16 protein-coding genes and 1 pseudogene are annotated in these 20,514 nt (G+C 64.1%); 7 read left to right on the top strand and 10 right to left on the bottom strand.

Annotated elements, in window-relative coordinates; translation table 11 throughout:
* Nucleotides 1–113 precede the first annotated feature (113 nt).
* Both CK220_RS01615 and CK220_RS01610 read right to left on the bottom strand, forming a co-directional pair.
* Nucleotides 114–809 (bottom strand): aspartate/glutamate racemase family protein, encoded by a 696-nt coding sequence (locus CK220_RS01615; RefSeq protein ID WP_095809881.1) that lies wholly within the window; start codon nt 807–809, stop codon nt 114–116.
* Nucleotides 810–836: 27 nt separating this feature from the next.
* A complete protein-coding gene (locus tag CK220_RS01610; protein ID WP_095809880.1) occupies nt 837–3,020 on the bottom strand; it encodes a primosomal protein N' in 2,184 nt (727 codons plus the stop codon).
* 90 nt (nt 3,021–3,110) lie between these two features.
* Between CK220_RS01610 and fsa the strand changes: the two genes are divergently transcribed.
* Complete coding sequence (gene fsa / locus CK220_RS01605; RefSeq protein ID WP_095809879.1) at nt 3,111–3,767, top strand: fructose-6-phosphate aldolase; 657 nt, start codon at nt 3,111–3,113, stop codon at nt 3,765–3,767.
* Nucleotides 3,768–3,970: 203 nt separating this feature from the next.
* Here the strand turns inward: fsa and lptE are convergent, their stop codons facing one another.
* Both lptE and leuS read right to left on the bottom strand, forming a co-directional pair.
* Nucleotides 3,971–4,552, bottom strand: a complete 582-nt coding sequence (gene lptE, locus CK220_RS01600) for an LPS assembly lipoprotein LptE (RefSeq protein WP_095809878.1) — start codon at nt 4,550–4,552, stop codon at nt 3,971–3,973.
* Nucleotides 4,539–7,166 (bottom strand): leucine--tRNA ligase, encoded by a 2,628-nt coding sequence (gene leuS, locus CK220_RS01595; RefSeq protein ID WP_095809877.1) that lies wholly within the window; start codon nt 7,164–7,166, stop codon nt 4,539–4,541. The genes lptE and leuS overlap by 14 nt, the downstream gene beginning before the upstream one ends.
* Before the next feature lie 292 nt (nt 7,167–7,458).
* Here leuS and CK220_RS01590 point away from each other — a divergent pair, with 292 nt between their 5' ends.
* Nucleotides 7,459–8,121, top strand: a complete 663-nt coding sequence (locus CK220_RS01590) for a YggS family pyridoxal phosphate-dependent enzyme (protein ID WP_095810249.1) — start codon at nt 7,459–7,461, stop codon at nt 8,119–8,121.
* A gap of 137 nt (nt 8,122–8,258) precedes the next feature.
* Nucleotides 8,259–9,308, top strand: a complete 1,050-nt coding sequence (locus tag CK220_RS01585) for an aldo/keto reductase (RefSeq protein WP_095809876.1) — start codon at nt 8,259–8,261, stop codon at nt 9,306–9,308.
* Nucleotides 9,309–9,373: 65 nt separating this feature from the next.
* Here the strand turns inward: CK220_RS01585 and CK220_RS01580 are convergent, their stop codons facing one another.
* Entirely contained in the window at nt 9,374–10,279 is a 906-nt protein-coding gene (locus tag CK220_RS01580; RefSeq protein ID WP_095809875.1) for a LysR family transcriptional regulator, read from the bottom strand.
* A 275-nt stretch (nt 10,280–10,554) separates the two neighbouring features.
* On the opposite strand from CK220_RS01580, the pseudogene CK220_RS01575 reads away from it, so the two are divergent.
* A pseudogene (locus CK220_RS01575) lies at nt 10,555–11,588 on the top strand (aldo/keto reductase).
* 154 nt (nt 11,589–11,742) lie between these two features.
* Here the strand turns inward: CK220_RS01575 and CK220_RS01570 are convergent.
* The gene (locus tag CK220_RS01570) at nt 11,743–12,015 is read right to left on the bottom strand and encodes an aspartate-semialdehyde dehydrogenase (protein ID WP_095809874.1); all 273 of its coding nucleotides are present in this window, start codon (nt 12,013–12,015) and stop codon (nt 11,743–11,745) included.
* A 304-nt stretch (nt 12,016–12,319) separates the two neighbouring features.
* Here CK220_RS01570 and acs point away from each other — a divergent pair, with 304 nt between their 5' ends.
* Both acs and CK220_RS01560 read left to right on the top strand, forming a co-directional pair.
* On the top strand, nt 12,320–14,275 hold the full coding sequence (gene acs / locus CK220_RS01565) for an acetate--CoA ligase (protein ID WP_095809873.1): 1,956 nt from the start codon (nt 12,320–12,322) through the stop codon (nt 14,273–14,275).
* A complete protein-coding gene (locus tag CK220_RS01560; protein ID WP_095809872.1) occupies nt 14,275–15,021 on the top strand; it encodes an MOSC domain-containing protein in 747 nt (248 codons plus the stop codon). Before acs ends, CK220_RS01560 begins: the two co-directional genes overlap by 1 nt.
* A gap of 13 nt (nt 15,022–15,034) precedes the next feature.
* Here CK220_RS01560 and CK220_RS01555 read toward each other — a convergent pair whose 3' ends face one another.
* Entirely contained in the window at nt 15,035–16,303 is a 1,269-nt protein-coding gene (locus CK220_RS01555; RefSeq protein ID WP_095809871.1) for a cyclopropane-fatty-acyl-phospholipid synthase family protein, read from the bottom strand.
* 166 nt (nt 16,304–16,469) lie between these two features.
* Nucleotides 16,470–16,838 carry an antibiotic biosynthesis monooxygenase family protein gene (locus CK220_RS01550; protein WP_095809870.1) on the bottom strand — a complete coding sequence of 123 codons (369 nt, stop codon included), beginning with the start codon at nt 16,836–16,838 and terminating at the stop codon, nt 16,470–16,472.
* 102 nt (nt 16,839–16,940) lie between these two features.
* Between CK220_RS01550 and CK220_RS01545 the strand changes: the two genes are divergently transcribed.
* A complete protein-coding gene (locus tag CK220_RS01545) occupies nt 16,941–17,411 on the top strand; it encodes a MarR family winged helix-turn-helix transcriptional regulator (RefSeq protein ID WP_095810248.1) in 471 nt (156 codons plus the stop codon).
* Between the two features lie 404 nt (nt 17,412–17,815).
* Here CK220_RS01545 and CK220_RS01540 read toward each other — a convergent pair whose 3' ends face one another.
* Both CK220_RS01540 and CK220_RS01535 read right to left on the bottom strand, forming a co-directional pair.
* Complete coding sequence (locus CK220_RS01540; protein ID WP_095809869.1) at nt 17,816–19,234, bottom strand: pilus assembly protein; 1,419 nt, start codon at nt 19,232–19,234, stop codon at nt 17,816–17,818.
* 301 nt (nt 19,235–19,535) lie between these two features.
* Nucleotides 19,536–20,405 (bottom strand): transglutaminase family protein, encoded by an 870-nt coding sequence (locus CK220_RS01535; RefSeq protein ID WP_095809868.1) that lies wholly within the window; start codon nt 20,403–20,405, stop codon nt 19,536–19,538.
* Between the last annotated feature and the right edge of the window lie 109 nt (nt 20,406–20,514).

Below are 20,514 nucleotides of genomic sequence, written 5' to 3'. Positions count from 1 at the left end.
CGTAAAGTCTTGTTCTGAAATTACCGGCATTCTAGCCGAGGAAAATCCGGACGCCAGATGGGCGCCGGCACTTTAGAAAGACGCAAGAGAAGACGCGTCAGAAGAGCGCCCCATCAGGACAAGGCGAAGTCGACCGCGGCCTCGGCATGGATGCGCGTGGTGTCGAACACCGGGATGTCGAAATCGGGCTGACCGATCAGCATGGTGATCTCGGTGCAGCCCATGATGAGGCCGTCGATCATTTCGTCGCGCCGCAGACGGCCGACTTCCTCAACATAGGCGGACTTCGAGTCGGCTTTGACGATGCCCTGGCAGAGCTCGTCATAGATCACCCGGTGCACCATGTCGCGGCCGGCCTGATCGGGCACTACCGGCTGCAGGCCGTATTTGCCGGCAAGCCGGCCCTTGTAGAAATCCTGCTCCATGGTGAAGCGCGTCGCGAGCAGCGCCGGACGCTTCACGCCTGCCTCAACGATGGCACCGGCCGTGGCATCGGCGATGTGGATGAGCGGTATTGACACCGCCGCCTGCACATCGTCGGCGAGTTTGTGCATGGTGTTGGTGCAGATCACCAACCCTTGCGCCCCGGCCGCCTCCAATCCCCGCGCCGCCTCGACAAGCAGCACGCCAGCGCCGTGCCAGTCGCCGGCGTGTTGTCGCTCCGCGATCTCGGCGAAATCGAACGACCAGAGCAACAGCTTCGCCGAATGCAGGCCGCCGAGCCGCTCGCGCACGATCTCGTTGAGCAGCCGATAATAGATCGCCGTCGATTCCCAGCTCATGCCGCCGAGCAGGCCCAAGGTTTTCATTTGCAAATGCTCCAGCCTTGAAGGGTCTCACAAGAAACTCTGCGGGTCGATGTCGACCTGCACGCGCACCGAGCCCCGCAGCTTCGGCCCATCCGCCAGCATAGCCCGAATAAAGCCCTGCATGTCGGCGCGCCGCTCGCCTTGCACCAGCAGCCGAAAGCGGTGGCGGCCGCCGATCAGCGACAGCGGCGCCTCGGCCGGTCCGAGCACGAAGAGATCGGAGGCTGTAGGTGCCGCGCGCCGCAAGCCCCGCGCATGGGTTTCGGCCTCGGCGCGTGTCGCGGCACTGACGATGATGCCGGCGAGCCGGCCGAACGGTGGCAGTGCGGCCCGCTCGCGCTCGGCGATTTCGCGCGCGTAAAAGGCTTCCGAATCGCCGGAGACGATCGCCCGCATCACCGGATGGTCCGGCTGATAGGTCTGTAGGAGGCCGAGGCTCTTCTTGCCGGTGCGGCCGGCGCGCCCGGTCACCTGGCTGAGCAGCTGGAAAGTGCGCTCGGCAGCGCGCGGATCGCCATTGGCGAGACCGAGATCGGCATCGACCACGCCGACCAGCGTCATGCCGGGGAAGTTGTGACCCTTGGCGACGAGCTGCGTGCCGATGACGATGTCGGCCTCGCCATTGGCGACGGCCTCAAGCTCGAGCCGCAGCCGGCGCACACCGCCCAAGAGATCGGACGACAATACGATCGTGCGGGCTTCCGGGAAATGTGCCACCACTTCCTCGGCGATGCGCTCGACGCCCGGCCCGCAGGCGACCAGATGATCGAGCGTGCCGCATTCCGGGCAGGCCTCCGGCCGCCGCTCATTGTGCCCGCAATGATGGCAGACGAGCTGGCCGCGAAAGCGGTGCTCGACCAGCCACGCCGAGCAGACCGGGCAGCCGAAGCGATGGCCGCAGACGCGGCAGAGCGTCAGCGGCGCATAACCGCGCCGGTTGAGGAAGAGCAGCGACTGCTCTTGTCTCTCCAGCGTGCGCTGCATTTGCTCCAGAAGGACAGGCGACAGGAAACCGCCGCGCGCCGGCGGCGAGCGCCGCATGTCGATCGATTTCAGGTCGGGGAGCGCTGCCTCGGCAAAACGCGACGACAGCACCGCTCTGGTGTAGCGGCCCTGGCTGGCGTTGACCCGGCTCTCGACCGACGGCGTCGCCGAGGCGAGCACGACCGGGAAAGCGCCGATATGGCCGCGCACCACCGCCATGTCGCGCGCGTTATAGAAGACGCGGTCTTCCTGCTTATAGGCCGGGTCATGCTCCTCGTCGACGACGATCAGCCCTAGCTCCTTGAACGGCAGGAACAGCGCCGAACGCGCCCCGGCGACGACGCGCACGCCACCCTCCGCCACCTGTCGCCAGACGCGTTCGCGCATCCTGGGCGGCAGGTCCGAATGCCACTCCGCCGGTTTGGCTCCGAACCGGTCTTGGAAGCGTTCGAGGAAGGCGTGCGTCAGCGCGATCTCCGGTAGCAGGATCAGCACCTGCTTGCCCTTGTCGAGCGCCGCCGCCACCGCTTCGAAATAGACTTCCGTCTTGCCCGATCCGGTGACGCCGTCGAGCAGGGTGACATTGAAGGCGGTCGCCGCGACAGCGGCGCGGAGCTTTTCGGCTGCCGCCTTCTGGTCCGGCATCAATTCGGGCACGGCGTGGCCGGGATCGGGCGCCGCGACCACCGGTCTTGGCGGGATCATCACCGTCTCGAACACGCCTTGCGCCCGCAAACCGTCGATGACGGTCGAGGAGACGCCCGCTGCATGGGCGAGACCGGAACGCGTCCAGGCAAGGCCGCCTTCGGCCGTCGCCAGCACGCGGCGCCGCGCATCGGTCAACCGGTCGGGCTCGGCAAGCGTGCGCTGCAGGCCTTCGATCCACGGCTCCGGGTCGAAGGCTTCCGGCGCCCTCAACAACATGCGCGCCACCATGCCGGGGGCCGACAGCGTGTATTGGGCGATCCAGTCGACGAAACGGCGCATGGCCTTGTCGATCGGCGGGCAGTCGAAGACCTCCTCGATCGGCCGCAGCTTTTTCGGATCGACGGATTCGACGACGACGTCCCAGACGATGCCGGCGACCTGGCGCGGCCCCAGCGGCACGCGCACGATCGAGCCCGGGACCACGCGCATGCCTGGCGGCACGGCATAGGTGTAGGGCCGTTCGGCCGGCATCGGCACCAGCACCGGCGCGGCCGCGACAAAGGGCGAATCTTCGATCATCGGGCGTGACCTTGCCCCGACTTTGCTCTAGATCAAAGGGGACCCTCGCATCTGCCTGGCCGGCGTCAGGCATTCCCCAAGGAGACAGCCATGAAGTTTTTTGTCGATACCGCTGACATCAAGGAAATTAAGGAGCTGCACGATCTGGGGCTGCTCGATGGCGTCACCACCAACCCGTCACTGATCCTGAAATCGGGCGGCAAGATCTCCGAGGTCACCAGGCAGATCTGCGACATTGTCGAAGGCCCGGTCTCGGCCGAGGTTGTGGCGACCGAGTACAAGGAGATGATGGCCGAGGCCGAGGTGCTGGCCAAGATCGCGCCGAATGTCGCCATCAAGGTGCCGTTGACGCTGGATGGGCTGAAGGCCTGCAAGACGATCCGCACCGAGATGAACCGCATGGTCAACGTCACTCTCTGCTTCTCGGCCAACCAGGCGCTGCTTGCCGCCAAGGCCGGCGCCTCCTTCATCTCGCCTTTCGTCGGCCGCATCGACGACACCGGCTCGGACGGCATGGAGCTGATCTCGGAAATCCGCACCATCTACGACAATTACGATTTCAAGACCGAGATTCTGACGGCCTCGGTGCGTACGGTGAACCACGTCAAGCAGGCGGCTTTGATCGGCGCCGATATCGTGACCGCGCCGCCGGCGACGTTGAAGGCGCTGGTCAACCATCCGCTCACCGACAAGGGCCTCGCCGCCTTCCTCGCCGACTGGGCCAAGACCGGCCAGAAGATTGGCTGAGGCCGGAGATCAGACAACAAAAAGGCCGGGTCACCTCGGCCTTTTTTCTTGGCAGAGTGCCTGCCTTGGCAGATCGCATGCCTTGGCGATTGGCCGGAACGGCGATCGCGATCGTCATCCCAGGGTCTCCGCGACGCCGCTTCGCGGCTGCTCCGCCCAGGGATGACGAGGTTGGCAGGCTTTAGCCAATCCCCGGCGGTGAACTAGGCCTTCTTGCCATTCTTGGCCAGGTCCTGGGCGATCGCCAGCCTGAGCAGGTCGGCGAGCTCGCGAGCGGCACGGTTCTCGGCGTCGATCTGCGCCCGGTAGGCTGCGAACTCCTGGCGCGGCCGGTCGAAGGAGGACGGGATAGAGCGCTTGCCGAGCGCGACCACCGTGCCGGTTGCGGCGTCTCTGAGCACATAATTGGCCGTGAGGGTCACGGTGCCCGCCGTCGGCTCGTCCTCTTCGGTCTGCACCTGAACGATGGCCGCCGACTCCACAAGCTCGGTGACGCCGAGGTCGAGCGTATAGGCAGGCGACGCCGGCTCGCCCGAGCCTTGGCCGAAAGCGAAGATCAGGTTGTTGCGCACCTGCTGTGCAGGGCGGGTGCCGACCGGCTTGATCGAGATCGAGGCCAGCTCGGCGGCGGCTCCGACCTGCGAGCCGGCGGTGAGCGGCGCGCTGGAATAGAGCGGCCGCACGGTGCAGGCGGAGACCAGGGCCAGCGAGGCGACCAGGCCGCTGAGAGCAGCGCGGCGCAGCAAACGCGCCGCCTGTGACTTTTCCGGATCAGGCAACGACATTGACGATCCTCTGCGGGACGATGATCACCTTGCGCGGGGCTTTACCATCGAGCGCTTTCTGCACGAAGTCGAGAGCCAGCACCGCTTTTTCGACGGCACCTTGATCCGCGTCGCGGGCAATTGTCAAATCCCCGCGCTTCTTGCCGTTGACCTGCACCGGCAGCATGATCTCGTTGTCGACGACCAAGGCCGGATCGTAGGCAGGCCACGGTCGTTCGGCGACCATCTCGGTGCCGCCTAGCGCCTCCCAGCATTCCTCGGCCAGATGCGGCATCACCGGCGCAATCACATGCACCAGGATCTCGACGGCCTCGCGGCAGGCGCCCTCCAGCGCCGTATCAGCCTTGCCTTCGGCGACGTCGTTGAGCGGCACGGTCAGCGCATTGGCAAGCTCGTAGATGCGGGCGATGGCCCGGTTGAAGCCGAGCTTCTCGATGTCCTCGCCGATCGCCTTCAGGATCTTGTGCGCGGCCTTGGAGACGACACCCGCCTCGCCTTCGCTCGCCGCGGACGGCTTCACGTCGCAAAGCTGCTCGGCCGCGATCTGCACCAGGCGCCAGACGCGCTGCACGAAGCGATGCGCGCCGGCGGCACCTTCGTCGGTCCATTCGACGTCGCGCTCGGGCGGTGAGTCCGACAGCATGAACCAGCGTGCGGTATCGGCACCGTAGCCGTCGGTGATCTCTTCCGGACTCACCGTGTTCTTCTTCGATTTCGACATCTTCTCGAGCGCGCCGATCGTCGCTTCCTCGCCGGTCGCGGTCTCGATGGCGCGGCGCTTGCCGCCGGCATCCTCGATGCTGACCTCGCTCGGCGACAGCCAGCGCCCATTCGTCGACGGACCGCCGACACGGTAGGTCTCGTGCACCACCATGCCTTGCGTGAACAGGCCTTTGAACGGCTCGGCGAGGTTCAAGTGGCCGGTCTCGCGCATGGCGCGCGTGAAGAAGCGCGAATAGAGCAGATGCAGGATCGCGTGCTCGATGCCGCCGATATACTGGTCCACGGCCAGCCATTCGTCGGCCGCCTTCGGCTCGGTCGGCTCGTTCGCCCACGGCGCGGTGAAGCGCGCGAAATACCACGACGAATCGACGAAGGTGTCCATCGTGTCGGTCTCGCGCCGCGCGTCGCGCCCGCATTGCGGGCATTTCACGTGGCGCCATGTCGGATGCCGGTCGAGCGGATTGCCCGGACGGTCGAACTCGATGTCGTCAGGCAGTTTCACCGGCAGATCGGGCTTCGGCACGGGCACGACGCCGCAGGCTTCGCAGTGGATCATCGGGATCGGGCAGCCCCAGTAGCGCTGGCGCGAGATGCCCCAGTCGCGCAGGCGGAAGTTCACCTTGCGCTCGGCCATCGGCCGGCCGCCGATCGTCTTCTGTTCGAGCAGCTCCGCCACCTCGTCGAACGCGCGCTGCGGCTTCATGCCGTCGAGGAAGCGCGAATTGATCATCACGCCGTCGTCGACATAGGCCTCCTCGGTGATCTGGAAGCTTCTTGCGTCCGCACCTTCCGGCATCACAACCGGGACTACCGGCAGGCCGTATTTGTTGGCGAACTCGAGGTCGCGCTGATCGCCCGACGGGCAGCCGAAGATGGCGCCCGTGCCATATTCCATCAGCACGAAATTGGCGACATAGACGGGCAGCGTCCAGCTGTCGTCGAACGGATGGACGACGCGGATGCCGGTATCGAAGCCCTTCTTCTCGGCCGTCTCCAGCGCCGCCACCGAAGTCCCCATATGGCGGACCTCGTCGATGAACTTGGCCAGCGCCGGATTGCTCTCGGCGGCTTTCCTCGCAAGCGGATGGTCCGCCGCGACCGCCATGAAAGAAGCGCCGAAGATGGTGTCCGGCCTGGTCGTGTAGACTTCCAGCTCGTGCATGTCGCCGAGCGGGGCCGCCAGCGGCCAGCGGATCAGCAGCCCTTCCGAGCGGCCGATCCAGTTATGCTGCATCAGCTTGACCTTTTCCGGCCACTCGTCCAGCAGGTTGAGCGACTCCAAGAGGTCCTGCGCGAAATCGGTGATCTTGAAGAACCACTGCGTCAACTCGCGCTGCTCGACCAGCGCGCCCGAGCGCCAGCCGCGGCCGTCGATGACTTGCTCGTTGGCGAGCACCGTCATGTCTGCCGGGTCCCAGTTGACCTTGGAGGATTTGCGCGTCACCAGCCCCTTCTCGACGAAGTCGAGGAACAGCATCTGCTGGCGGTGGTAGTAATCGACGTCGCAAGTCGCGAATTCGCGCGCCCAGTCGAGCGACAGGCCCATCATCTTGAGCTGCTCGCGCATGACGGCTATGTTTTCGTAGGTCCAGTCCTTGGGGTGGACCTTGTTCTGCATCGCCGCGTTCTCGGCCGGCATGCCGAAGGCGTCCCAGCCCATCGGGTGCAGCACGTTGAAGCCCTTGGCCCGCTTGTAGCGCGCCACGACGTCGCCCATCGTATAGTTGCGGGTGTGGCCGATATGGATCTTCCCCGACGGATAGGGAAACATCTCGAGCACGTAGTATTTCGGCTTCGGGTCCTCGTTCCTGGCCTCGAACAGCTTCTTTTCGGCCCAGGCCTTCTGCCATTTGGGCTCTGACGTGCGCGGATTGTATCGTTCGGTTGCCATCGGATGTTTTTCACTTAAAAGCGGATGCGCGGGCGCTGGACTAAGGCGTGTTGATATTCAGGTCAGGCCTAGCCGAAAATGGCGGGTTCCGAGAACCGGAGCGGAGCGTACTTGAAGTACGTGAGCACCGGAAGCGCAGGAAACCGGCATTTGCAGGCCGGCATCACCTGAATATCAAACACGCCTAGGCCGGCGGCCGAGACTATGTCGTCGCGGTGTTCACCATGGATTGCCAGACCCGTCAACTGTGGCGATCCGGCGTTGGTGCTAAAACTATAGGCAGGATATGGGCATGACGAGCGCCGTCGAACAGCTTCGCGCGGTCAAGGCGAAGATCGCAAGCGCCGAACGCGAGGCAAAGCGTGAGCCCGGCGCCGTCATGCTGGTCGCGGTCTCGAAGACCTTCGCGGCCGAAGATATCCGCCCGGTCATCGAGGCGGGCCAGCGCGTTTTCGGCGAGAACCGCGTGCAGGAAGCTCAAGGTAAATGGCCCGCGCTGAAAGAGGCGTTTCCCGACATCGAGCTGCACCTGATCGGGCCGCTGCAATCCAACAAGACGAAGGAAGCGGTGGCGCTTTTCGATGTCATCGAGACCGTCGATCGCGAAAAGATCGCCGCCGAACTTGCCAAGGAGACCGCCAGACAAGGCCGATGGCCAAAACTCTATGTCCAGGTCAACACCGGCTCCGAGCCGCAGAAGGCCGGCATCGAGCCGCGCGAGGCCGTCGCCTTCGTAAAGCGTTGCCGCGAGGTGCACGGCCTCGCCGTTGAGGGCCTGATGTGCATTCCGCCGGCGGACGAGAATCCCGGCCCGCATTTCGCGCTTTTGGACAAGATCGCCCGCGAGGCCGGCGTCGCAATGCTCTCGATGGGCATGTCAGGCGATTACGAGACCGCGATCGCCTTCGGCGCGACCAGCGTCAGGGTCGGCTCGGCGATCTTCGGCAGCCGCTAAGCGCCTCGACACCCCCCGTAACGATGTTGTTACCGACCCGCCAATCGAACGATAACGCCTACGCCGGCGCTTGAAACGAAACGGTGCGTTCCTATTTCCCTGTCGTCGTCCAATCCTTCTCTCGGGGAAATACCACCATGCGCTACAACCAGCTTGGCAACACTGGCCTTTTCGTTTCGGAACTCTGCCTCGGCACCATGACCTTCGGCGCCGCCGGCGAGAACGCTCAATGGGGCCTGATCGCCAGCCTCGACCAGAAGAGCGTGAACGACATCGTCGGCCGCTCGATCGCCGCCGGCGTCAATTTCTTCGACACTGCCGACGTCTATTCATTCGGCCAATCGGAGCGGCTGCTCGGCCAATCCTTCAAGGACCTCGCCATCAAACGTTCGGACGTCATCATCGCCACCAAGGTGCATGGCGTCATGGGCGAAGGTCCGAACCAGCGCGGCTCCTCGCGCGGCCACATCATGGATTCGATCGACGGCAACCTCGAGCGGCTGCAGACCGATCACATCGATCTCTATCAGTTGCACGGCACCGATACGGTCACGCCGATTGACGAGACGCTGCGGGCACTCGACGATCTCGTCGCCAGCGGCAAGGTCCGCTATGTCGGCGTTTCCAACTGGCAGGCCTGGCGCATCGCCAAGGCGCTGGGCATCGCCGAGCGCAAGGACTATGCCCGCTTCGAGACGGTGCAGTCCTACTACTCCATCGCCGGGCGCGATCTCGAGCGCGAGATCGTGCCGTTGCTCAACGAAGAGAAGCTCGGCCTGATGGTCTGGTCGCCGATGGCCGGCGGGCTGCTCTCCGGCAAATACGGGCCCGGCGCGCCGGGCAATGGCGAAGGCCGTCGCGCCAATTTCAATTTCCCGCCGGTCAACGAGGACCGCGCCTGGGCGGCGGTCGCCGTCATGCGCGAGATCGCCAGGAAGCACGATGTCAGTGTCGCCACGGTGGCGCTGGGCTATGTGCTGGCCAAGCCCTTCGTGATGAGCGTCATCATCGGCGCCAGCCGCATGGACCAGCTCGAGCAGAACCTCGCCGCCACCGGGCTGAAGCTCGACGCCGATGATCTCGCCAAGCTCGACGAGGTCAGCGCGCTGCCTTCCGAATATCCCGGCTGGATGCTCGAACGGCAAGGCGCCGGACGCCGGCCCGCGCCCTTCGTGCCAAAGGCATAGTCCGTCTTCGAGACAAGCCGGCCTTTCGGGAGCCGCGTGTCCTAAGACGCGCGGCTTGTCCCGTTTCAGAGACGAACGGTTTCCGCGAGAAAGTCGAGAAAGGCGCGCACCCTGGCCGGCAAATGCTTGCCCTGGCCGACATAGACCGCGTGTGTCCGCTCCTCATCGCCCGGATTGAACTCCTCCAGCAGCGGGATAAGGCGCCCGGCGGCAATATCGGGCGCGACATGCCAGCGCGCCAAGCGCGCGATGCCTGCCCCGGCGAGCGCGGTCAGCCGCATCGCCTCGCCGTCGCTGACCGCGGCGTTGCCGCTGATCGGGACCATGACCGGCGCGCCCTTCGCGTCCACGAATGGCAGGCCGTCGATATGCCGAGCGAAGCCGAAGGCGAGCAGATTGTGACGGTCGAGATCGGCGGGTTCGCGCGGTGTGCCGTACGCTTCCAGATAGGCGGGCGCGGCAATCACCACCATCCGGCTCTGGCCAAGTTTGCGCGCCACCAGCCGTGACTCGCGCAGCGGCCCGGCGCGGATGGCGACATCGGCGCGTTCTTCCATGAGATCGATGACGCTGTCGGTCAGCACTGCCTCGACCGAAACCTCCGGATAGCGTTCGAGGAAGCGCGGCAGCAGCGGCATCAGCCGGTGCTGGCCGAAAGGCACATAGGCGTTGACCCGCAGCCTGCCGCGCGGCGCCGCACCCGCCGCAGCTTCGCGCTCGGCGGCATCGAGGTCGGCGAGGATGCGCATGCCGCTGTCGTGGAAGGCCGCCCCTTCCGGCGTCAATTGCAGCCGGCGCGTCGAGCGGCTGACGAGCCGGGCGCCGAGCCGCGCCTCCAGGCGCGCGATCAGCTTGCTTACCGCTGATGGCGTTATCCGCAACACGCGCGCCGCAGCCGAGAAGCTGCCCGCCTCGACCACGCGGACGAACACTTCGATCTCGCCGGAGCGATTGATTTCGGGCCTAGCCATTCGTGAATCTATTTCACAGAAAATATGCCCGATGCAAGGCTGGTTCACAGCTTGGCGGAACACGATGTTCGGGGCCGGGGCGGGACACTGGCGTCCCTGCTGACCAGAACGGACCACCGCCATGCCTCTTGCTCTTTATCCTTGTGCCGATTGCGGGACTCGCCGCGGTGTTTCTGACGCTAGGCCTGGAGCGTAGCGGCGCTATCGGCGTGCCGGTCACCGCCCCGGTGCTGACCAGCCCAAATCAGCCCTCGACATTACAAGGAGCAAAGATCATGGAATATCGACATCTCGGCGCCTCCGGCCTCAAAGTGCCCGCGCTTTCATTCGGCGCTGGAACCTTCGGTGGCTCCGGGCCGCTGTTCGGGGCTTGGGGCAACAGCGATGCGAAAGAAGCACGCCGGCTTGTCGACATCTGCCTGGAGGCGGGCGTCAATCTGTTCGATACGGCCGACGTCTATTCGAACGGTGCCTCGGAGGAGGTGCTGGGCGAAGCACTCAAAGGACGCCGCGATGCGGTGTTGATCTCGACCAAGACGTCGCTGCCGATGGGCGACGGGCCGGCCGACTCGGGCTCGTCCCGTTCGCGGCTGATCCGGTCCGTGGACGCGGCGCTGAAGCGCCTCGGCACCGACTATATCGACCTCCTGCAGCTTCACGCCTACGACGCCGCAACGCCGGTCGAGGAGGTGCTGTCGACGCTGGACGACCTCGTGCGCGCGGGCAAGCTGCGCTATGTCGGCGTCTCCAACTTCTCCGGCTGGCAGGTGATGAAGTCGCTCGGCCTAGCCGATAAGCATGGCTATCCGCGCTATGTCGCCCATCAGGTCTACTATTCGCTCGTCGGTCGCGACTATGAATGGGAACTGATGCCGGTCGGCCTTGACCAGGGCGTCGGCGCGCTGGTCTGGAGCCCGCTCGGCTGGGGCCGGCTGACCGGCAAGATCCGCCGCGGCCAGCCGCTGCCGGAAAAGAGCCGGTTGCACGACACCGCAAGCTTCGGCCCGCCTGTCGAGGACGAGCATCTTTATCGGTGGTCGATGCGCTCGAACGCGTCGCCGCCGAAACCGGCAAGACAGTGCCGCAGGTCGCCATCAACTGGCTGCTGCAACGCCCTACAGTGTCGTCGGTGATCATCGGCGCGCGCAACGAGGAGCAACTGCGCCAAAACCTCGGCGCCGTTGGCTGGGCGCTGACGCCTGAGCAGATCAAGGCGCTCGATGAATCAAGCGAGGTGACGGCGCCATATCCCTACTTCCCCTATCGGCGGCAGGAGGGTTTCGCCCGGCTCAACCCGCCGGCCGTGTGACTATGTGACGACCATCTTTATCAGGGCGAGCGTGCCCCTCCGAGCTTCGTCATCCTCGGGTCTGCGCCGCGTCGCTTCGCTCCTTGCTCCGCCCGTTGATGAGGAAGTGATGGCGTTCCCCCAAGCATTCGACGCCCAGAGAACCTCTGCGCGCTCAGTGAACCAAAAACTCCCCGTCCACTTTCCGCCACTCGTTCGGCGCGATCAGCTTCTGGTGCGTGTAGGTCACTGAATGCAGCGGGCCGTCGAGCTTGGTCTTCCAGAATTCGATGAAGCGGATCAGCACCGGAAACTCCGGCGCGATGTCGTAATCCTGCCAGATATAGCTTTGCAGCAGATGTGGATGGTCTGGGAAGTGATAAAGGATCTTGGCCGTGGTCAGCCCATAGCCGCTGAGCATCAGGTTCATTTCGAGATGATGGCGCATTGCCGTCCTCAGTTGATTCTCCTTTCCTCCCAACGCGAAACTCTGAGCCTCGTTGCTTAACCGTCTATTGATTTTCGCACATCAGAACCAAGTTTTCCATCGGAGAAACAGTCGCTTAGCAGCCGTATGGCGAGAGTGCTGACAGGCGTTTGCACTTGCCCCTGCGTCATCCGGCCGCGCGAATCCAACGTCTAATATTGCCGTCAGGGCGGAACTGTTAATAATGCCGCGAATTCGCGGCTGCTTCGCCGTGATGCCGCCGGCACATCAAGCCGGCGGGACGGTTCCGGAGGAAAGCTAAAAAATGTCCGATGTCCATGTCCACCGCGTCCAGCCGGCGTGGAAGAAAAACGCGCTGATCGACAACGACACGTACCTCAAATGGTACGGCGACAGCGTCAAGAACCCGGACAAGTTCTGGGGCAAGCACGGCAAGCGGATCGACTGGTTCAAGCCCTTCACCAAGGTCAAGAACACCTCCTTCGACGGCAAGGTCTCGATCAAATGGTTCGAGGACGGTCAGACCAACGTTTCCTACAACTGCATCGACCGGCATCTGAAGAAGCGCGGCGATCAGACCGCCATCATCTGGGAAGGCGACAACCCTTACGATGACAGGAAGATCACCTATAACGAGCTCTATGCGCATGTCTGCCGCTTCGCCAATGTGCTGAAGAAGCACGGCGTCAAGAAGGGCGACCGCGTCACCATCTACATGCCGATGATCCCGGAAACGGCTTACGCGATGCTTGCCTGCACCCGTATCGGCGCCATCCATTCGGTCGTCTTCGGCGGCTTCTCGCCCGATGCGTTGGCCGGCCGCATCGACGACTGCAAGTCGACCATCGTCATCACCGCCGACGAGGGCCTGCGCGGCGGCAAGCCGATCCCGCTGAAGGACAACACCGACAAGGCGATCGACATCGCGGCCAAGGCCGGCACCAAGGTGGAAAAAGTGGTGGTGGTGCGCCGCACCGGCGGCAAGACCGGCTGGGTGCCGGGTCGCGACGTCTGGTACCATGAGGAGGCCGCGACCGTTAAGGCCGACTGCAAGCCCGAGAAGATGAAGGCGGAGGACCCGCTGTTCATCCTCTACACCTCGGGCTCGACCGGCAAGCCGAAGGGCGTGCTGCACACCACCGCGGGCTATCTCGTCTATGTCTCGATGACGCACCAATATGTCTTCGATTACCATGACGGCGACATCTATTGGTGCACCGCCGATGTCGGCTGGGTCACCGGCCACAGCTACATCGTCTATGGCCCTTTGGCCAACGGCGCCACGACGCTGATGTTCGAAGGCGTGCCGAACTACCCGTCGCAGTCGCGCTTCTGGGAAGTTGTCGACAAGCACCAGGTCAACATCTTCTACACCGCGCCGACGGCGCTGCGCGCGCTGATGGGCGCCGGCGATTCTCATGTGAAGAAGACCTCGCGCAAGTCGCTGCGCGTGCTGGGCACGGTCGGCGAGCCGATCAATCCGGAAGCCTGGGAGTGGTATTTCAACGTCGTAGGCAACGCCAAGGTGCCGATCGTCGACACATGGTGGCAGACCGAGACCGGCGGCATCCTGATCACGCCGCTGCCGGGCGCCACCGACCTCAAGGCCGGCTCGGCGACACGGCCCTTCTTCGGCGTCAAGCCGCAGCTGGTCGACGGCGACGGCAAGGTGCTAGCAGGCGCGGCCGACGGCAATCTCTGCATCACCGATTCCTGGCCCGGCCAGATGCGCACCGTTTATGGCGATCACGACCGTTTCGTGCAGACCTATTTCTCGACCTACAAGGGCAAATACTTCACCGGCGACGGCTGCCGCCGCGACGCCGACGGCTATTACTGGATCACCGGCCGCGTCGACGACGTCATCAACGTTTCCGGCCACCGCATGGGCACGGCGGAAGTTGAATCGGCGCTGGTCAGCCATGACAAGGTCTCGGAAGCCGCCGTCGTCGGCTATCCGCACGACATCAAGGGTCAGGGAATCTATTGCTACGTCACGCTGATGGCCGGCACGGCGTCGAGCGAGGATCTGCGCAAGGAGCTTGTCGCCCACGTGCGCAAGGAGATCGGCGCCATCGCAACGCCCGACAAGATCCAGTTCGCGCCCGGCCTGCCCAAGACGCGTTCAGGCAAGATCATGCGGCGCATCCTGCGCAAGATCGCCGAGGACGATTACGGCGCGCTCGGCGACACCTCGACGCTCGCCGATCCGGCCGTGGTCGACGATCTCGTTGCCAACCGGCAGAACAAAAGGGCCTGATGAACGCCCAGGCCGCACTCGGCACCGTCAGCCAGCTCTGGCGCTATCCGGCGAGCTCGCTCGCCGGCGAGCGGCTGGACGCCATCTCCGTCGGCACGTCGACTGTCGACGGCGACCGGCTGTTCGGGCTGGTCGATGCCTCCGACGGCGAGATCGCCAGGCCGGACCGCGGACCGAAATGGCACAAGGTGCCGCTGATCCGCACCCGGCTGACCGAAGACCGCCGGCTCGAAGTGGCCGTGCCCGGCGGCGACTGGCTGCCGGCGCCCGACCCGGAAAGCGACCGGGTTCTTTCCGGATTTCTTGGCTTCGACGCCTCGATCCGGCCTTACTTCCGCGAGCACGCGCCGGGCTATGCCGGCCCGCTGACGGTCGAGCGCTACAGCAGGACGCCGATCCATCTGCTCACCACCGCCTCGCTGGCGCGTCTGAAGGCGCTGCATCCGCAAGGCGTGCCCGACCCGCGCCGCTTCCGCCCCAACATCGTCGTCGACATGGAGCCGGTCGAAGGCTCCTTTCCGGAGACGGAATGGCTCGGCCGCAAGCTCGCGGTCGGCGATCTGCTGCTCTCGATCTCCGAGCCGTGCCGCCGCTGCGGCTTCACCATCATCGCCCAGGACGGCTTCGACAACGACCCCGGCATCCTGCGCAACCTGGTCCGCTACAACGCCCATAATCTCGGCGTCTATTGCACCGTCGACCGGCCGGCGCGCGTCGAGATCGGCGCAGAGGTGCGGTTCGTCTGACCTGCCTTCGTCCCTACCGGTACAAATCCTCACGCGTCGGCGGCAGGCCGCTTGGTCCCCGCGCGCGCCTGGTGGCGACGGTCTGGAAAATCTGCGCCGAGGCGCGTTCGAAGGTGATCGAGCAGCCGGTGAGATAGAGCAGCCAAAGCCGCGCTTTCGCCTCGCCGACCTCGGCGATCGCCTCTTCGAAGCGCGCATGGAGACGCTCGGCCCACAGCCGGCAGGTGCGCTGATAATGCTCGCGAAGGTTCTCGACATCATGGACGAGGAAGCCACGCGCCTCGAGATTGCCGAGCGTCATGCCGATCGTGTCGAGCTCGCCGCCGGGGAAGATGTATTTGATCAGCGCCTTGTATTCGGGGCCCTTGCGCAACGTCCTGCGCATGTCGCCCTTGCTGCGCCTGGTGATGGCGTGGTGCAGATAGATGCCGCCGGGCTTGAGCAGACGATGGACGGCCGAAAAGTAAGCGTCGTGATTGGCGATGCCCAGATGCTCGAACATGCCGATCGACGATATCTTGTCGAACGTGCCGGAAAGCTCGGCGTAGGATTTGATTTCGATGGTGATGCGGTCCTCGAGACCCTCGGCGCGGATGCGCTCGCGCGCAAGTTCCGTCTGGGCCCGCGACAGCGAGACGCCATGGCCGACGACGCCGTAATGCTTCGCCGCATGGATCAGCATCGCGCCCCAGCCGCAGCCGATATCAAGCAGCCTTTCGCCGGGCTTCAGCCTGAGCTTGCGGCAGATATGGTCGAGCTTGTCGACTTGCGCCTGGTCGATGCCGTTGGCGAAATCCTTGAAATAGCCGCAGCTATAGACCATGCGCTCGTCAAGGAAGAGCCTGTAGAAGGCATTCGAAATGTCGTAGTGATGCTGGATCGCTTCCTTGTTCGACCCGCCGGCATAGGGGTTGCGGCCGGAGAGGTCGCTGCGCGCCGTCATCTGTTTTCGCGAAAACAGCACCGCCGGCAGGTCGCGCAGGATCTCCAGCTTGGGCAATGACCTGAGCTTCGTCTTGAGCTTGCCCTGCGAGGGCACGGCGTAGAAGTCGAACAGCGTGCCGTCTTCGATGTCGACGGTCTTGGAAATCCACATCTCGACAAGCGTCGAGAAGGCAGGACGCCGCACCAGTTGCCAGACGATGTCCTGATCGTTTATGGCAAGCACCGGACCGCCGGCGGGCCCGATCCGCTCGCCGGTCCACAGCCTGACCGCAAAACCCGGCTTCAGCGTGTCGACGACTGTTCGCACGATCCGCGCGGCTCTGTCGGCGGCGTCCATTCCCACCTCCCAATGCGGCGCAACCTCTTACGGCGCCGACATCCGGATTATGTCGGGAGCTCAACGAAATTCAAAGGCCGGGGAGACGAGAGAGATAGTTGACCGCCGGATCGGCGCCCAACTGAAGTTCCTTGGCGCAAGACATCCCTGCTCGCTTTCGGCAAAGCTACGCAACGCAGATGCCGGACACCGCAACCTTCTGAAACAGGTGCGGGGAAGCCGCGGCTGAGGACGGATAGGCCGAGAGCTTCGCCCTGAACTCCGGATGCATGAACGCTGCCTTGAAATCAGCCGTCGATTCCCAGACGGCGTAGTTGAGGTAGGTCGGGCTGTCGCCCAGGGCCCGGTGAAGCTGGGTCGAGATGAAACCCGGCTGCCGCTTCATGAAATGCGCGTCAGCCTCCCAGGCATTGAGGAAGGTCTGCTCGTCGGCCTTGTCGAGCGTGAAGACGTTGACGAGCACGACGGGGGAAGCGTCGACGGCGATCTGGCGTTCGATCGGGAAGGCAGGGTCGAATGGGCGCATTTGCGGCATGACAAACTCCGTTCGATATGGTTTCATGATGTCAATTTGGTGCGATAGAGCCAATATACCTATTTGACATCATGATGTCAATATCATTGTATGGTGACAGATATGCATGGAATCAAGCGAACCAAGGCCGCCACCGCGTTGACCGGTCTCTTTCTCGATCTGTTCAGGCTCAATAACCTCGTCATCACCTCGGGCGACAGGCTCGTCGCGGAGCTGGGCCTGACGAGCGCCCGCTGGCAGGTGCTCGGCACCATCGTCGCGGCGGACCGGCCGCAGCCGGTCGCGTGGCTGGCGCGCGACATGGGAGCCAACCGCCAGAACGTCCAGCGCATCGCCAACGATCTGGCAGAAGAGGGACTTCTCGCGTTCAAGCCCAATCCGCACCACCGGCGGGCGCAGCTCGTGGTGCTGACGGACGCGGGGAAAGAGGCGTTCGACGCCGCCATGCGCCTGCAGGCGCCCTGGGTGAACGGGCTCTCGGAGGGGATCGAGGTCGGTGAATTGGAGACCACACACTCTGTCGTGAAGGCGCTTCGCCGGAAACTGGAAGGAGAAGCAGAAGAACAGGCGTGACGTGGCGCGGCTAGGCTCTGAAGGTGGCGACATTGGCGGAGGCATTGCTCCCTCAGCCGCAATCCCGATCTGTTGCGCAAAAACATCGCCGGAGGAGGATTTTCCCGCCCGGGGCAGGGCCATTCCGTCTCGTCATCTTGTCTTTTGCCGCGACGCACCCCATCATTTGGCTGTGTTCAACAAACCGAAAGGAGGTGATCCGATGTCGAGTGATTTCGTTTTCCATAACGTGAGCTCAGCGGATTGCACTTCCGGGAAGCAGTCTTCCCGTTAAGGCGCGAGACGCGCGGCAGGTGGCCCGAAGGGGTCGCCGCCAGGAGCCGCGTCATGAACGGAAACACGGAAGGCCGCCTGCTTCGCCAAGAAGCGGCGGCCTTTTCCGTTCTGCGGTCTGCCCTGTGCGGTCAGCGATTGATGGTGAGCTTCTCGATGTTGCGGGTGATCTGATCGAAGGCATCTGATAGTTCGGCGCCCGTGGCGGCCTCGTAAAAATGCTTCAGCGACGACGTCTCGTCGGTCGCACAATCCTTCAATACGGATCTCGCTTGATCCCTCTCGGTCGTCGTCATCGACGGATCGTTGAGATCGAAGCCGATGGTGAAGACCTCGATGCCGTCGTGCTTCATATTCTCGCAAACGGCTTCGGCATTGGCGCGCGACCTCTGGCCCTCGTCCTGGGCCGCGGACGTGCCGCGCCCGCGGGCAAAGGCGGTGTTGAACTGGCCATCCGTCATCAGGATGGCGATCTTGGCCACTTTCTTGGGATCGAAATTCGCCGGACCGGCGCCCAGGCGGGCATCGGTGATGGCCGAACGCCAGGACGGCGAAAGCATGTAATAGCCCCATTGCGCGGCAATGCCACCTGCCGTCACGCCCGCAGCTTGGAAATGATCGATGGCCGTGAGCAGCTTGTTCTGATCGGCCGTCAGCGGAACCAGAGCCGCGGATGGACACACTTTCATGCGGTAGTCGCGGTTGACCTTGGCCTGATAGGTCCTGCCATTGTTGTCCTGCCGCAGCGTATACGGGCCGTCGGACGAATAGTCGGCATAGCCGTCCTTGTCCTTGCGCTCGGTGGCGCATTTGTCAGGCGCGGTCGTCACGGAAACGGAAAGCGGCGCATCGATCGGCGGCGGCACCTTCGGTCCGGCCGACCTCTCGACGAAGACGGTGTCGCCGAGGCCGCCAGTGTTGACGGCCTCGGCATAGGGGACAATCGCCACCCGGACCCGAGGCTCGCTGGGATCCCGATTCTGTCCCAGGAGATCCTTGACCGTCTGCGACGCAGCCGCCTGCAGGTCGCCGATCTTATTGGTCTTGGCGCGCTTGTTGGCCGCCATCGAGCCGGTGATGTCGAGCATCATCGCCACCTCGATCTTCTTGTCCGAATAGAGCGCGGTGGTCGAGGCGCCGACGCGCTGCATACCGCCAACGCTGAACAGCGGAAAATAGAGGCCGACATCGGCATGCGCATTCACCTGCACGGTCTTCGCTGTCCTGTCGATCGTGAGCTTGTCGAGCACGATCTGGTTGGCCTGCAGGATGCCGGCCGTGCTGTTGGCGTCGAGAAATGCCTGTACGGATGCGTTGGCATCGGCTTCCTTGATGACGCCGAGGGTGAGATCGCGTGCCGTCGAGGTCACAGCCGCATCGACGACGCTCTGCAGACTCGATCTCGCATTGTAGACCTGCGAGATGTTGACCGCGAATCCCACCCCCAGCGCCAGTACCGATGCGGCAGCGCCGAACAGAACCGCGAAATTGCCTCCGCGATCCCGGGCAAAGCCGTCCACCCCGCGAACGAGACCTTTCAACTGTCGCATTCTCACCCCCGCTTGTTGCGGCTTCGATGCCGCTCAACGGAAGCGCTGCAGGATTTCGGCCAGCCACGGCCACCGTCCCTTCGAAGGCGTGTAACGATAGGCTAACTCATTGTTTTTGCTCGATTGCGGCAGACAGGAAGGTGAATGGCGGGTAAATGGAAACGCAATAGGGAAATGCCGTTCATAAAGCGCTTACCACGAGTGGCGGAGCGATTGCGGCCCTTCCCGCTTCGGCACAGCGCACCCTGTGCCGAAGCGGGTCAGCATAGGTGCTGGCGCCGCAGTGAAACAGCCGCCTTCCTTACGCGAGCATCTGGGCGCTCGCGGTCTTGTCGATGCCGTGATGCGGCGGCTTGAACAGGTTACCTTCCTGCTCATAGGTCCACACCTTGAACAGGGTAAGCCGATGCGGGCCGAAGCTGTGCAGCAGCGGCACGTCGGTGGCGTCGCGGCCGCGCGCGATCACGACGCGGCCGATCCTTGGACGATTGTGGCGCGGATCGAACGCGTACCATTTGCCGTCGAGGAAGACTTCCATCCAGGCCGAGAAGTCCATCGGCGCCGGATCGGCCGGCACGCCGATATCGCCGAGATAGCCGTTCACATAGCGCGCTGGAATGTTCATCGCGCGGCAGAGCGCGATCGCGAGATGCGCGAAGTCGCGGCAAACGCCGACGCGCTCCTCATGCGCCTGCGCCGCCGTGCGGGTGGCGCGGGCATAGCCGTAGCCGAACGAAAGCCGGCTATGGACATAGTCGACGATCGCCTGCGCGCGCGCCCAGCCGGGCGGCAGGTGGCCGAAAAGTTCCCAGGCGAGGTTGCTGAGGTGGTCGGTTTCGCAGTAACGGCTGCCGAGCAGGTAGACGAGCGCCTCGTCCGGCAGCTCCGCCACCGGCGTTTCGCGCGCCAGCGTGTTGACCTCGTCGGCCTCGCCGCTGTCCTCGACCACCCCATCAAAGAGGATGCTAAAACCGCCGGCCGGCGCCGTGAAGCGGCGGCAGATATTGCCATGGCTGTCGCGATAGGTGGTGGTCGGCACAGAAGGCGAGGTGAGAAAGCGCGTCTGCCGCTTGATCTCGGCATGGCGATCCGGGTGGATGTCGAGAAGCGAGATGATCGGCGTCGCGGCATCGCATTCGATGGCGATTTCGTAGCCGAGCCGGATCAGCATCACTTCCCCTTGTTGGTGGTCTTGCAAGACTGGTTGGAGAACGCCGCAATGAGGAGCGTTGTTCCGGCGGCGAGTCGAAATGCCGGCATGCGCCTTTGCAGGCTCCGCT

Origin of the sequence: Mesorhizobium sp. WSM3860, from assembly GCF_002294995.1 — a bacterium.
GTDB lineage: Bacteria > Pseudomonadota > Alphaproteobacteria > Rhizobiales > Rhizobiaceae > Mesorhizobium.
This window is presented reverse-complemented; position numbering and strand designations above follow the sequence as displayed.